We start from the raw sequence: 13863 nt of genomic DNA, 5'->3' as shown, positions 1-13863 counted from the left end.
GGCTGGGATCACGGACCGGCGGGCAGGCCGGCCACCGGCCTGTGAGCCGCCGGGTTCCCCGAGGGAAAGCCGTGGTGAAACCTCCCGGTACCCGGCCGGGCGCACACCCCCGTGACCCGGTGCTGTCAGTGCCCGCAGGTAGATTCGTCTGAGGCCGGTGCGCCGCCCGCACTCGGTACGAATCGGCCGTCCCGACGATTGCAGGAGTGATTCGCGTGGATCGTGTCGCGTTGCGCGGCCTCAAGGCCCGCGGGCACCACGGTGTCTTCCCCGAGGAACGCGAGAAGGGCCAGCTCTTCGTCGTCGACCTCGTCCTGGGCCTGGACACCCGGCCGGCCGCTGCCGACGACGACCTGACGAAGACCGTGCACTACGGCATCGTCGCCGAGGAGGTCGTGGCCGTGGTCGAGGGCGACCCGGTGGATCTCATCGAGACCCTCGCCGAGCGCATCGCCCGCACCTGTCTGAAGCACGAAGGGGTCGAGGAGGTCGAGGTCTGCGTCCACAAGCCGGACGCGCCGATCACGGTTCCCTTCGACGACGTGACCGTCACCATCACCCGGAGCCGAGTATGACCGCATCCTTCACGCACGGTCCGAGCGACCCGACCGTCCAGCCGGTGCCCGCCTCCGTCGTCGAGAAGGTCGACGCCGCCGACACCACCCTCCAGAACCCCAAACGCGCCGTGCTCTCCCTCGGCTCCAACCTCGGCAACCGGCTGGAGACCCTCCAGGGCGCCATCGACGCCCTGGAGGACACCCCGGGCGTCCGCATCAAGGCGGTCTCCCCGGTGTACGAGACGGAGCCGTGGGGCGTGGCGCCCGGCAGCCAGCCCTCGTACTTCAACGCGGTGGTGGTGCTGCGGACCACCCTGCCGCCGTCCTCCCTGCTGGAGCGGGCGCACGCGGTCGAGGAGGCGTTCAACCGGGTGCGGGACGAACACTGGGGGCCGCGCACCCTCGACGTGGACATCGTGTCGTACGCCGACTTCGTCTCCGCCGACCCGCAGCTCACCCTCCCCCACCCGCGCGCGCACGAACGCGCCTTCGTGCTGGCGCCCTGGCACGATCTGGACCCCGACGCCCACCTCCCCGGCCGCGGTGCCGTCGCCGACCTGCTCGGCACCGTCACCCGCAGCGGCGTGGAAGCCCGCGCGGACCTGGAACTCCGATTGCCGGAGTAGTCGTTAAGGTCGAGACGACCACGGGACGGACACGCGGAAGTGGCCGCCCACGACCACCGTGCGGGGGAGCTGAACAAACACCGTGAAAGAGCTGCGCATCAGGATGCTGGTCGGCGTGTTCGTCATCGCCGGAGTGCTGTCCTGGGCAGGCGCCCGGCTGTGGAACTCGGTGGGGACGCTCCCCAGCGTCCCGCTGGCCGCGCCCATCGTCCTCGCCCTGATCGCGGTGGTCCTGCTGTCCACGGCGCTGTCGCTGCGCGCCCGTCTCCGGGCCCAGCGGGAGCGCCGTCCCGGCGCCAAGGGCGTCGACCCCCTGATGGCCGCCCGCGCGGTCGTCTTCGGCCAGGCCAGTGCCCTGGTCGCCGCCCTCGTCGCCGGTATGTACGGCGGGACGGGCGTCTTCCTCCTGGAGATCCTCGACATCCCGGCCCGCCGCGACCAGGCGTTCTACGCCGGTTTCTGCGTCCTGGCCGGAATCGCGGTGATAGCGGCCGCCCTGTTCCTGGAGCGCGTCTGCAAGCTCCCCGAGGACGACGACGACAACGACCACCCGGGAGCGCAGCCGGTGGCCTGACGGCTGCCGGGACCGGTCAGCGCGCCAGTATCAGGCTCATCGCCTCGGCACGCGTCGTGGCGTCCCTGAGCTGCCCGCGCACGGCCGACGTCGTGGTCCTGGCACCGGGCTTGCGGATGCCGCGCACGGACATGCACATGTGCTCGGCCTCGATCACGACGATCACGCCCCGGGCCTCCAGGATCCGCACCAGGGAGTCGGCGATCTGCGTGGTGAGTCGTTCCTGCACCTGTAGCCGGCGGGCGAACACCTCCACCAGACGTGCCAGCTTCGACAAGCCGGTGATCTTGCCGGTCTCGGCCGGAATGTATCCGACGTGCGCCACGCCGTGGAACGGCAGCAGATGGTGTTCACACAGCGACACGATCTCGATGTCCTTCACCAGGACCATCTCGTCGTGGCCCAGGTCGAACGTCGTCGTCAGAACGTCCTCCGGCTCCTGCCGCAGCCCTGCCAACAACTCCCGGTAGGCCCGCGCCACCCGCGCCGGTGTCTCCGTCAGCCCCTCGCGGTCCGGGTCCTCGCCGACCGCGATCAGGAGTTCGCGTACGGCGTTCTCGGCGCGTTTCTCGTCGAACTCGCCGATGGTGCCCTCGCCGTCCAGGGTCACGGGGTCGGTCATGGGGTGCCTCGTTCCTGTAGCTCGCACGCGGACATACCGAAATGCCACGCCCCCCAAGGCTAGAACCCTGGGGGGCGCGGCATTCATCCCGGACCGGTGTGGCCATGGCCACACCGGTGGGTCAGCTCTCCGGGCGGTCCTCCGGCGACGGCTCGGCCACCGGGGCGGACTCGGCCGCCGTGGACTTGACCGTGCTGATCGCCGGCGTCGAGCCGTTCGCACCGTTGGTCAGTGCCAGCTCCTTGGGGGAGAGCACCGGCGGGCGGGTGGACGGCGTACGCCGGGAGGAACCGGTCCAGGCGGGCCGCGGCGGGCGCTTGACGATCGGCGCGAAGATCTCGGCGATCTCCTCCTTGCCCAGGGTCTCCTTCTCCAGGAGGGCCAGGACGAGGTTGTCGAGGACGTCGCGGTTCTCGACCAGGATCTCCCAGGCTTCGTTGTGCGCGTTCTCGATGAGCTTCTTGACTTCCTCGTCCACCAGAGCGGCGACCTCTTCCGAGTAGTCACGCTGGTGAGCCATCTCACGTCCGAGGAACGGCTCGGTGTTGTCGCCGCCGAACTTGATCGCGCCGAGACGCTCGGTCATGCCGTACTGCGTGACCATCGCGCGGGCCGTGGTGGTGGCCTTCTCGATGTCGTTCGCGGCGCCCGTGGTCGGGTCGTGGAAGACCAGTTCCTCGGCCGCGCGACCGCCCAGCATGTAGGCGAGCTGGTCCAGCATCTCGTTGCGGGTCGTGGAGTACTTGTCCTCGTCGGGGAGCACCATCGTGTAGCCGAGGGCCCGGCCGCGGGACAGGATGGTGATCTTGTGCACCGGGTCGGAGTTCGGGGAGGCCGCCGCGACCAGGGCGTGTCCGCCCTCGTGGTACGCGGTGATCTTCTTCTCCTTGTCCGACATGATCCGGGTCCGCTTCTGCGGGCCCGCGACCACCCGGTCGATCGCCTCGTCCAGCATCTGGTTGTCGATCAGTTTCCGGTCGCTGCGGGCCGTGAGCAGCGCCGCCTCGTTCAGCACGTTCGACAGGTCGGCACCGGTGAAGCCGGGGGTGCGACGGGCGACGGCCGAGAGGTCGACGTCCGGGGCGACCGGCTTGCCCTTCTGGTGGACCTTGAGGATCTCCAGACGGCCCTGCATGTCCGGGCGGTCGACCGCGATCTGACGGTCGAAACGGCCGGGGCGCAGCAGCGCCGGGTCGAGGATGTCCGGTCGGTTCGTCGCGGCGATGAGGATCACGCCGCCCTTGACGTCGAAGCCGTCCATCTCGACGAGCAGCTGGTTCAGCGTCTGCTCGCGCTCGTCGTGACCGCCGCCCAGGCCGGCACCGCGGTGGCGGCCGACGGCGTCGATCTCGTCGACGAAGACGATCGCCGGAGCGTTGGCCTTCGCCTGCTCGAACAGGTCACGGACCCGGGAGGCACCGACACCGACGAACATCTCGACGAAGTCGGAACCCGAGATCGAGTAGAAGGGGACCCCGGCTTCGCCGGCCACGGCGCGCGCGAGCAGGGTCTTGCCCGTACCGGGCGGGCCGTACAGCAGCACGCCCTTGGGGATCTTGGCGCCGACGGCCTGGAACTTGGCCGGCTCCTGGAGGAACTCCTTGATCTCCTGGAGTTCCTCGACGGCCTCGTCCGAGCCCGCGACGTCCGAGAAGGTCGTCTTGGGCGTGTCCTTGGTGATGAGCTTGGCCTTCGACTTCCCGAAGTTCATGACCCGGGAGCCGCCGCCCTGCATCTGGTTCATCAGGAACAGGAAGACGACCACGATCAGGACGAAGGGCAGCAGCGAGAGCAGGACGCCGACGAACGGGTTCTGCTTGGACGGCGACACGGTGTAGCCGTCCGGGATCTGCTTGGCCTGGTACTTGGTCTGCAGCGTGTCCGCGATGGTCACGCCCTGGTCGCCGATGTAGCTCGCCTGGATCTTCGAGCTGCCGTCGACCTTCTGGCCGTCCTTGAGGGTGACCTTGATGCTCTGCTCGTCACCGGTGGTGAGTTTGGCCGACTCCACCCTGTTGTCGTTGATCGCCGCCACGACCTGGCCGGTGTCCACCGTCTTGTAGCCGCCGGACGAGCCGACGACCTGCATCAACACGACCACGGCAAGGACGGCCAGCACGATCCACATGACCGGCCCACGGAAGTATCGCTTCACGTCCATCCATACGGAGCGGTTTCGCCCCGTCCCTCCTGCCATAGTGAGTTTGATAAGACAGTTCTTCTGACGGTACCCCAGCATTGTTGCCCGAAGGCGCACGGACGGCTGGCAATCCCGTCTCTGCATGCTCCAACGGCGCGAGACCCGCTGGGGTTCCCGGTCGCGCCACGGGCCTGTACCCGATGGGTTCAGCCGCCGTAGACGTGAGGCGCGAGCGTACCGACGAACGGGAGGTTGCGGTACTTCTCGGCGTAGTCGAGTCCGTAGCCGACCACGAACTCGTTGGGAATGTCGAACCCGACCCACTCCACGTCGATGGCGACCTTCGCGGCCTCGGGCTTGCGCAGCAGCGTGCACACCTTGAGGGTGGCGGGCTCGCGGGAGCCGAGGTTGGAGATCAGCCAGGACAGGGTCAGGCCGGAGTCGATGATGTCCTCGACGATGAGGACGTGCTTGCCCTTGATGTCGGTGTCGAGGTCCTTGAGGATCCGCACCACACCGGAGGACTGGGTGCCCGCGCCGTAGGAGGACACGGCCATCCAGTCCATGGTGACGGGGGTGGACAGCGCCCGGGCGAGGTCCGCCATGACCATCACGGCCCCCTTGAGGACACCGACGATCAACAGGTCCTTGCCCGCGTACTCCGCGTCGATCTTCGCGGCCAGTTCGACCAGCTTCGCGTCGATCTCTTCTTTGCTGATGAGCACCTGCTGGAGGTCGGCACCCATGTCTTTCGCGTCCACCCGCATCACTTTCGGTCGTCCCGCAGTTACGGCCCCGGCCCGTCCGGTCCCTCCACGCGGAGAGGTGGGTTTCAGGCTTGCCGGATGACCAGTCTGCCACCCTGCCTCTGGGCGACGACTTTGCCCGGGAGGTTGATGGCTCCCTGGCCGCGCCAGCCGGTGATCAGCCGGTCGACCTCCTCGATGTGCCGGGCGAACAGCGAGCCGGCCGGAGCGCCCGCCTCGATGGCGGCACGGCGCAGGACGCGGCGGCGCACGGCGGACGGCAGCGCGCACAGCTTGGCGCACTCCAGGAGGCCGGTGGCGTCGCGTACGGCGGTCTCGGCCTGGCTGGCCCACGTGTCGAGGGCGTCGGCGTCGTCGCGGGACAGTTGCGCGGTGCGGGCCAGCGCCTCCACGACGCCCTTGCCGAGCGCCTTCTCCAGCGCGGGCAGCCCCTCGTGGCGGAGCCGGGAGCGGGTGTACGCCGGATCCGCGTTGTGGGGGTCGTCCCAGACCGGCAGGGACTGGACCATGCACGCCTTGCGGGCCGTCTGCCGGTCGAGGTGGAGGAACGGGCGCCGGTAACGGCCGCCGGCCCCCGAGACCGCGGCCATGCCGGACAGGGAGCGGATGCCGGAGCCCCGGGCGAGGCCGAGCAGGACGGTTTCGGCCTGGTCGTCACGGGTGTGGCCGAGCAGGATCGCGAGGGCCCCGTGGCGGTCGGCGGCGGCGTCGAGGGCGGCGTAGCGGGCGTCGCGGGCGGCTGCTTCCGGGCCGCCCGAGCGGCCGACCCGCACACTGATGGACTCGACCGGTTCGAGACCTAGTTCCCGCAGCCGCAGCACGACCTCGCCGGCGCGGGCGTCGGAGCCCTGCTGGAGGCCGTGGTCGACGGTGATGCCGCCGGCGCGGATGCCGAGTTTGGGGGCTTCGAAGGCGAGTGCGGAGGCGAGTGCCATGGAGTCGGCGCCGCCGGAGCACGCCACGAGCACGAGCGGGGACGGGGAACGCTCGTACACGGCGCCGCGGACACCGCCGCGCGGGACCGCGCGCCGATGCCCGGCTGCCGGGGGTGCGGGGGATGCGGGGGTGTCGTGGGCGAGGAGGTCGGTCAGGACGCGGCGGACCGCCAGGCGTATCGCCGCGACCGCAGGATGGGGACCCATGTCCGGTTCCCTTCATGAAGTTTTCGGGGGGTGAGCCCGATGCCAGTCACTCAGAGTGTGTAGATGGTGACAGAAACGGGCCGTTCCCCGAGCATTGCACGCCTACCCATGGCACACGGTCCCTCGGACGGGTGATTGAAGGGGCGTTTGCCTGCCGTGGACCGGATCGGTTTCACGACGCCCGCGTGCCGTTCACGACTCCGTCCTGCCGTGCACCCGCGTGACCCAGTCCGCCGGTTTGGCGATCTCCGCCTTGGTGGGCAGGGTGTTCGGGGACGTCCACACCCGGTTGAAGCCGTCCATGCCGACCTGCTCGACGACGGCTCGCACGAACCGCTCGCCGTCCCGGTACTGCCTGAGTTTGGCATCCAGGCCGAGCAGCTTGCGCAGGGCCATGTCCAGCCGGGAGGCGCCCTTGGCCCGGCGCTGCTGGAACTTCTCGCGGATCTCGGCGACGCTCGCCACGACGTCCGGGCCGACCCCGTCCATCACGAAGTCGGCGTGGCCCTCCAGCAGCGACATGACGGCGGTGAGCCGGCCCAGGATCTCCCGCTGGGCGGGGGTCTGCACCAGTTCCACGAAGGACCGGCCGCCGTCGGCCTCCTCCGCCTCGGGGCGCCCGCCGGCCAGCGACTGGGCGGCCTCGCGGATGCGTTCCAGGACGGTCATGGGGTCGACGTCGGTCTCCGCGAGGAACGCCTGGATCTCACCCTCCAGGTGGTCCCGCAGCCAGGGCACCGCGGAGAACTGCGTACGGTGCGTCTCCTCGTGCAGGCACACCCACAGCCGGAAGTCGTGCGGCTGGACGTCGAGTTCGCGCTCCACGTGGACGATGTTCGGCGCGACCAGCAGCAGCCGGCCGCCGCCGTTCTCGCCCGCCGGGAGGTCCCGGGTGGCCGGGGCGAAGGTCTCGTACTGGCCGAGGACGCGGGAGGAGAGGAAGGACAGCAGCATGCCGAGTTCGACGCCGGTGACCTTGCCGCCGACGGCACCGAGGACCGCGCCGCCCGGTGTGCCGCCGCGCCGCTCCTGCATCTTGTCGAGCAGCGGCCGCAGGATCTCCCGGAACCCGGCGACGTTCGCCCGGATCCAGCCGGGGCGGTCGACGACGAGGACGGGGGTGTCGTGGATGTCCTCGCCGCCCATCCGGGTGAAGCCCCGGACGTGCTCCTCCGACGCCTTCGCGTGCCGGCGCAGCTCCGCGACGACGGCCCGGGCCTCGTCGCGGCTCACCTCGGGGCCCGGCCGTACGAGCCGGGTCGCGGTCGCGACCGCGAGATTCCAGTCGACCATCCCAGAAGAAGCGGCACCGCCGATGCTCGTCATGCGTCAACGGTACGTGAGCGTTACCACTTGGGGCAGGCCGTACGGGGGCGCTCCGCTGGGTGGCGGGGGGTTGGGTGGCGGGGGCCGCCGTGGGGTTGTGCGGGGGCCGTGGGTTTGTGTGGGGGCGTCGTGGCCGGGCGGTCGTCACCTGCGGGTGCGTCGTGGCTGGGCGCGCCGTTCCCCGCGCCCCTATCGGGGCGCCCGTCGTGCGCGGCGCGGGCGTGAGTAGGGGCAGAACGTCCGGCCGTCAGTCGTCACCTGCGGGGGCATCGTGGCCGGGCGCGCCGTTCCCTGCGCCCCTATCGGGGCGCTCGTCGTGGTGTTTTCGGTGGGTTTCAGTTCGTGAGGGCTGTGGCCGTTGTGTCCAGGGCTGTCTGGGCCTCGGTGGGGTTTGTCGTGTTCGATGCGAGGAAAGCGAAGGCCAGCAGCCGGCCGTCCCGGTCGACCACGGTTCCGGCCAGTGCGTTCACGCCCGTCAGGGTGCCCGTCTTGGCCCGTACGAGGCCCGCCGCGGCGTTCTTGTAGCGGTCGCTGAGGGTGCCGGAGAAGCCGGCCACGGGCAGGCCGGTGAGGACCGGGCGCAGGTCGGGGCGGGCCGGGGAGGCGGCCTTGGCGAGGAGGGCGGTGAGCAGGTCCGCCGTCAGCCGGTCGGCGCGGTTGAGGCCGCTGCCGTCGTGGAACACGGCGCCCGCCGTCGGCAGGCCCAGCTTCGTCAGCTGGCCGGCGATCGCCCGCCCGCCGCCGGCGAAGTCGGCGCGGACACCGGTGGCGACGGCGGTCTGCCGGGCCAGGGCCTCGCCGAGGTCGTTGTCGCTGTTGGTCAGCATGCGTTCGACCAGGTCGGAAAGGGGCGGTGAGGAGACGCTGGCGAGGGTGGCGGCGCGGCCCGCGGCCTTGGCGGGGGCGGGCGCGGTCGTCCGCACGCCGGCGTCCGCCAGGAGACCGGCGAAGGTGCGGGCCGCGGCCGCCGCGGGATCGGGCACCCGGGGCGCCGGGCCGCTCGTCGAGCCGTCGGTGCGGCCCTCGTCGGTCATCAGGGCATCGACGCGGGCGAGGTTGTCGTTGACGCCGATGGGGTGCAGGTCCGAGCCCGCGTACAGGGTGCTGTCGTAGGACAGCGTGACCTTGTGGACGCCGCGGGCGCGCAGCGCCTTCGCGGTGTCGGTGGCGAGCGTGCGCAGGCTGGCCCAGCCGCCGGTCTCCGTGCGGGCGGTGAGGGTCGGGTCGCCGCCGCCGACCAGGACGAGCCGGTCGGTGCCGGGCTCCAGGGCGGTACGGGTGGTCAGGCGGTGGTCGGGACCGAGGGCGGAGAGGGCGGCGACCGCCGTGGCGATCTTCGTGGTGGAGGCGGGGGTCAGCGGTTTGTCCCCGGCGGTGCCGTACAGATGTGCGCCGGACGCCATGTCGACGACCACGGCGGCGTGCGCGTCGCCGAGCGCCGGGACGTCCAGCAGCGGGCCGAGGACATCCGCGAGGGACTTTCCGCCGCGGGCGGCGTCCGCGGCCCGCGCGGTGCCGCCGAGGCCCGTCAGCACGGGCGCCGCGCTCGGGGCGGGCCGGGGCTGCGCGACGGTGCCGGAGTCGGCACCGTGATCTGTGCCACCTGCCCGCCCCAGGGCGGCGGCCCGGTCCCGCTCGGCCGTACGCTGACCCGTGGCGTCCCAGGGGCCGGCGGCCGTCACCACCCCGGCGGCCAGTGCCAGCCCGGCGGTGGCGGCGCCCGCGGTGTACTGCCAGGTCCGCGCGGTCCGGGGCCCGGGGATCCGCGCGAGCTGCGGTTTCACGGTCCGAACGAGCCGCGCGAGCCGAGGTTTCACGGTCCGAACGAGCCGCGCGAGCCGTGGCCGGGCGGTCGCCGCGAACCCTGCCAGACGCGGTCGTACGGCGTTCGCGATCCGCACCAGGTGCGGCCTCGCGGCACGCCAATGCCTCAGCTCTGGCATGACCACCAGCCCCTTTCGCGATCACACAGCTGCGTGAGGGACACTTAACCACCAGAACTATGTGCTGATCATGGAGGAGCCACCGGTGGAGTTCGACGTCACGATCGAGATCCCGAAGGGTTCGCGGAACAAGTACGAGGTGGACCACGAGACCGGTCGTATCCGCCTGGACCGTCGTCTCTTCACCTCGACCGCCTACCCGGCCGACTACGGCTTCGTCGAGAACACCCTCGGCGAGGACGGCGACCCGCTGGACGCGCTGGTCATCCTGGAGGAGCCGACCTTCCCGGGCTGCCTGATCCGCTGCCGCGCGATCGGCATGTTCCGTATGACGGACGAGGCGGGCGGCGACGACAAGCTGCTGTGCGTACCGGCCACCGACCCGCGCGTGGAGCACCTGCGCGACATCCACCACGTGTCCGAGTTCGACCGCCTGGAGATCCAGCACTTCTTCGAGGTCTACAAGGACCTGGAGCCCGGCAAGTCGGTCGAGGGCGCCAACTGGGTGGGCCGTACGGACGCCGAGGCGGAGATCGAGCGGTCCTACAAGCGCTTCAAGGAGCAGGGCGGTCACTGAGCCGCTGCTCCACGGACGGGCCGTACGCGCACGCGTACGGCCCGTCGGTGCGTCCCCGCGCATACTGGGGCCTTCGGAGGTTGCCGTTCGGGAGCGTCGTCTCCCAGAATCTTCCAGGACCTTCCCGAGAGACAGGACCTTCCCGAGAGACAGGACCTTCCCGAGAGTGTCGCCGTCCGGGGGACGTAGCCGTTCAGGGGGCGTTGAGGAGTGACGGAGGCAGCAGACCGCAAGCCTCGCTCGGACGAGGCGCGGTACGACCCCGAGCTGACCTCGGAATTCACCGTTCCCGAGGGGCTCGCGGTGCCCCGGACCTGCGGTGAGTCCGACACGACCTCCGAGTTCGCCGTGCCGGACGGTCTCGACGCGCCGCACCCCTCGGGCGCCGAACCGGAGGGTTCGGCCTTCACCCCGCCCAACGGCTACAGCCCCCAGCACGGCCTTTCCGCGTTCACCCCGCCCACCGGTGTCCCGGCCGTCAGCCTGACCAAGGACGCGCCCTGGCAGGACCGGATGCGCACGATGCTGCGCATGCCGGTGGCCGACCGCCCGGCGCCGGAGCTGGTGCAGAAGGCGGAGGAGGGCGGCCCGGCCGTTCCGCGCGTGCTCGACCTGACCCTGCGCATCGGCGAGCTGCTGCTGGCGGGCGGTGAGAACGCCGAGGACGTGGAGGCCGCGATGTTCGCGGTCTGCCGGTCCTACGGGCTCGACCGGTGCGAGCCCAGCGTCACCTTCACCCTGCTGTCGATCTCGCACCAGCCGTCGCTGGTGGAGGACCCGGTGATGGCCTCGCGGACGGTCCGCAGGCGCGGCACCGACTACACGCGCCTGGCGGCCGTCTTCCGGCTCGTGGACGACCTGACCGACCCGGAGACCCATATCTCCCTGGAGGAGGCGTACGGGCGGCTCGCGGAGATCCGCCGCAACCGGCACCCGTACCCCGGCTGGGCGCTGACCGCGGCGAGCGGGCTGCTGGCCGGTGCCGCCTCGGTCCTGGTCGGCGGCGATCTGATCGTGTTCTTCGCCGCCGCGCTGGGCGCGATGCTCGGCGACCGGCTCGCCTGGCTGTGCGCGGGGCGCGGGCTGCCGGAGTTCTACCAGTTCACGGTGGCCGCTATGCCACCGGCCGCGATCGGGGTGGCGCTCACCCTGGCGCACGCCGACGTACGGGCGTCGGCCGTGATCACCGGTGGACTGTTCGCGCTGCTGCCGGGGCGGGCGCTGGTGGCGGGCGTGCAGGACGGTCTGACCGGCTTCTACATCACCGCGTCCGCGCGCCTGCTGGAGGTCATGTACTTCTTCACCGGCATCGTCATCGGGGTGCTGACGATCCTGTATTTCGGGGTGAAGCTGGGCGGTCGGCTCAACCCCGAGGCGGCGGTGAACATCGAGGGCCGGCCGCTGCTCCAGATCGCCGCGTCGATGCTGCTGTCGCTGACCTTCGCCGTGCTGCTCCAGCAGGAACGATCCACCGTGCTGGCCGTCACCCTCAACGGGGGCGTCGCCTGGGCGGTGTACGGCGCCATGCACGACGTCGGCGGCATCTCACCGGTCGCCTCCACGGCGGTGGCGGCGGGTCTGGTGGGCCTCTTCGGACAGTTGCTGTCGCGCTACCGGTTCGCGTCCGCGCTGCCGTACACGACGGCCGCGATCGGGCCGCTGCTGCCGGGCTCGGCCACCTACTTCGGGCTGCTGTCCATCGCGCAGAACGAGATCGACAAGGGGCTGGTGTCGCTGGCGAAGGCCGTGTCCCTCGCCATGGCCATCGCGATCGGGGTCAACCTCGGGTCGGAGATCTCGCGGTTGTTCCTCCGGGTCGGTTCCGCCCGGAAGCGGCGGGCGGCCAAGCGGACCAGGGGTTTCTGACCCGCTTGCGCCGAGGGGCCGTTGCGTCGCCGGCCTTTGCGTAGCCGACCGTTGCGTTGCCGGCCGCTGCGTCGCTCAGGGGCGGTGGTCGCCCTGGCGGGAGTCGTACGGGTACTGCCGGCCGCCGTATCCCCCGTTGTCGTGACCCTGTTCGCCGTACCCCTGGCCGCCGTGGCCCTGGTGGTCGTACCCCTGACCGCCGTAGCCCTGACCGCCGTACCCCTGGTGGTCGTACCCCTGGTTGTCGTAACCCCGGCCGTCCTGGCCCTGGTTCCAGCCGCCGTACGGGTCCTGGGGCTGCTGCGGCTGCGGCTGCTGGGGGTGGGACTGCGGCTGGGGCTGCTGGGGGTGGGACTGCGGCTGGGGCTGCTGGGGGTGGGACTGCGGCTGGGGCTGCTGACCATAGGGCTGCTGAGGCTGCTGACCGTAGGGCTGCTGGGGCTGCTGGCCGTAGGGCTGCTGAGGCTGCTGACCGTAGGCCGGCTCGATGCGGCGCAGCTGGGTCGTGGCGTCGTCCCCGGCCGGGGGCTGCTGCTGGAAGGGCTGCGCGGCGGTCTGCTCGGCGGGCAGGTTCTTCTTGCTCTTCGCACGGGCGCGCAGGTACTCGATGATGAGCGGAACCACCGAGACGAGGACGATCAGGATCAGGATCGCCTCGATGTTCTTGTTGACGAACTCGATCTTGCCGAGCCAGGACCCGAGCAGGGTCACGCCCGCGCCCCACAGGACGCCGCCGATGACGTTGAAGGTCAGGAACGAGCGGTACTTCATACCGCTGACGCCCGCGATGATCGGCGTGAACGTGCGCACGACGGGCACGAAGCGGGCCAGGATCAGGGACTTCGGGCCGTACTTCTCGAAGAACTCGTGCGCTTTGGCGACGTTCTCCTGTTTGAAGAGACGGGAGTCGGGGCGGTTGAAGAGGCTCGGGCCGACCTTCTTGCCGAACATGTAGCCCGCCTGGTCACCGAGGATCGCGGCGACGCAGATGAGGGCGATGGCGCCCCACAACGGGAAGTCCAGCTGGCCCGAGGTGATCAGCAGCCCGGCCGTGAACAGCAGCGAGTCACCGGGCAGGAAGAAGCCGATGAGCAGTCCGGACTCGGCGAAGACGACGAGCAGCAGACCCCAGACGCTGTAGGTGTCCAGGAGGTAATTGGGGTCCAGCCAGCTCGGGCCGAGGGCAAGCGGCATCACGGTTCCGGGCTCCTGAGGAGTGAGGATGGCGGTGGCGTCCAGGTACGAGCGCACAACGCTATCAACGCGATGTGCACGCCCCAGGTTCCACCGGTGGGTCCAGGATGCACTGTGGGCCGGCTGGGACAAAGCTGTGGACCATGAGTAAGGCTGTGGACCATGAGTATCGATGAATACGGCGGTGGCCAGGGACCCCAGCCCGATGTGCTGGTCGTCACGACGAACGACGTTCCCGGGTACCGGGTGCGCGAGGTCATCGGTGAGGTCTTCGGGCTGACCGTGCGCTCCCGGCACCTGGGCAGTCAGATCGGCGCCGGTCTGAAGTCGATGATCGGCGGTGAACTGAAGGGACTCACCAAAACGCTCGTGCAGACCCGCACCCAGGCCATGGAACGGCTCGTCGAGCAGGCGCGCGCGCGTGGCGCCAACGCCGTCCTGGCCTTCCGGTTCGATGTGACCGAGGCGGCCGACGCGGGGACCGAGGTCTGCGCGTACGGGACGGCGGTGATCCTCGACAGGGCCTGAG

General features: G+C 70.6%; 13 protein-coding genes. 6 read left to right on the top strand and 7 right to left on the bottom strand.

Annotation, left to right across the window (positions count from 1 at the left end; all coding sequences use genetic code 11):
- Positions 1–215: 215 nt before the first annotated feature.
- The 3 genes from folB (at position 216) to ACFY2B_RS36235 (ending at position 1757) form a co-directional block, all read left to right on the top strand.
- A complete protein-coding gene (gene folB, locus ACFY2B_RS36245) occupies positions 216–575 on the top strand; it encodes a dihydroneopterin aldolase (protein WP_390767294.1) in 360 nt (119 codons plus the stop codon).
- The gene (gene folK / locus ACFY2B_RS36240; protein ID WP_390767293.1) at positions 572–1183 is read left to right on the top strand and encodes a 2-amino-4-hydroxy-6-hydroxymethyldihydropteridine diphosphokinase; all 612 of its coding nucleotides are present in this window, start codon (positions 572–574) and stop codon (positions 1181–1183) included. The genes folB and folK overlap by 4 nt, the downstream gene beginning before the upstream one ends.
- A gap of 82 nt (positions 1184–1265) precedes the next feature.
- Entirely contained in the window at positions 1266–1757 is a 492-nt protein-coding gene (locus tag ACFY2B_RS36235; RefSeq protein WP_390767292.1) for a DUF3180 domain-containing protein, read from the top strand.
- 16 nt (positions 1758–1773) lie between these two features.
- Here ACFY2B_RS36235 and folE read toward each other — a convergent pair whose 3' ends face one another.
- From folE to dacB, 6 genes are all read right to left on the bottom strand, one after another.
- Positions 1774–2379, bottom strand: a complete 606-nt coding sequence (folE, locus tag ACFY2B_RS36230) for a GTP cyclohydrolase I FolE (RefSeq protein WP_390767291.1) — start codon at positions 2377–2379, stop codon at positions 1774–1776.
- Positions 2380–2500: 121 nt separating this feature from the next.
- A complete protein-coding gene (gene ftsH, locus ACFY2B_RS36225) occupies positions 2501–4540 on the bottom strand; it encodes an ATP-dependent zinc metalloprotease FtsH (RefSeq protein ID WP_390767290.1) in 2040 nt (679 codons plus the stop codon).
- A 185-nt stretch (positions 4541–4725) separates the two neighbouring features.
- The gene (hpt, locus tag ACFY2B_RS36220; RefSeq protein WP_390767289.1) at positions 4726–5286 is read right to left on the bottom strand and encodes a hypoxanthine phosphoribosyltransferase; all 561 of its coding nucleotides are present in this window, start codon (positions 5284–5286) and stop codon (positions 4726–4728) included.
- Positions 5287–5351: 65 nt separating this feature from the next.
- On the bottom strand, positions 5352–6428 hold the full coding sequence (gene tilS, locus ACFY2B_RS36215; protein WP_390767288.1) for a tRNA lysidine(34) synthetase TilS: 1077 nt from the start codon (positions 6426–6428) through the stop codon (positions 5352–5354).
- 192 nt (positions 6429–6620) lie between these two features.
- On the bottom strand, positions 6621–7754 hold the full coding sequence (locus tag ACFY2B_RS36210; protein ID WP_376534889.1) for a zinc-dependent metalloprotease: 1134 nt from the start codon (positions 7752–7754) through the stop codon (positions 6621–6623).
- Positions 7755–8089: 335 nt separating this feature from the next.
- A complete protein-coding gene (gene dacB / locus ACFY2B_RS36205; RefSeq protein WP_390767287.1) occupies positions 8090–9703 on the bottom strand; it encodes a D-alanyl-D-alanine carboxypeptidase/D-alanyl-D-alanine-endopeptidase in 1614 nt (537 codons plus the stop codon).
- A 79-nt stretch (positions 9704–9782) separates the two neighbouring features.
- Here dacB and ACFY2B_RS36200 point away from each other — a divergent pair, with 79 nt between their 5' ends.
- Both ACFY2B_RS36200 and ACFY2B_RS36195 read left to right on the top strand, forming a co-directional pair.
- Entirely contained in the window at positions 9783–10274 is a 492-nt protein-coding gene (locus ACFY2B_RS36200; protein ID WP_376534969.1) for an inorganic diphosphatase, read from the top strand.
- Positions 10275–10484: 210 nt separating this feature from the next.
- Positions 10485–12140, top strand: a complete 1656-nt coding sequence (locus ACFY2B_RS36195) for a threonine/serine exporter ThrE family protein (protein ID WP_390767286.1) — start codon at positions 10485–10487, stop codon at positions 12138–12140.
- Positions 12141–12215: 75 nt separating this feature from the next.
- Here ACFY2B_RS36195 and ACFY2B_RS36190 read toward each other — a convergent pair whose 3' ends face one another.
- On the bottom strand, positions 12216–13334 hold the full coding sequence (locus ACFY2B_RS36190) for a DedA family protein (protein WP_390767347.1): 1119 nt from the start codon (positions 13332–13334) through the stop codon (positions 12216–12218).
- Between the two features lie 162 nt (positions 13335–13496).
- On the opposite strand from ACFY2B_RS36190, the gene ACFY2B_RS36185 reads away from it, so the two are divergent.
- Positions 13497–13862, top strand: a complete 366-nt coding sequence (locus tag ACFY2B_RS36185; protein ID WP_390767285.1) for a YbjQ family protein — start codon at positions 13497–13499, stop codon at positions 13860–13862.
- Position 13863 lies beyond the last annotated feature (1 nt).

Source organism: Streptomyces sp. NPDC001270 (assembly GCF_042896695.1).
GTDB lineage: Bacteria > Actinomycetota > Actinomycetes > Streptomycetales > Streptomycetaceae > Streptomyces.
The sequence above is the reverse complement of the archived record's forward strand: the minus strand, read 5'-3'. Positions and strand labels throughout refer to the sequence as shown.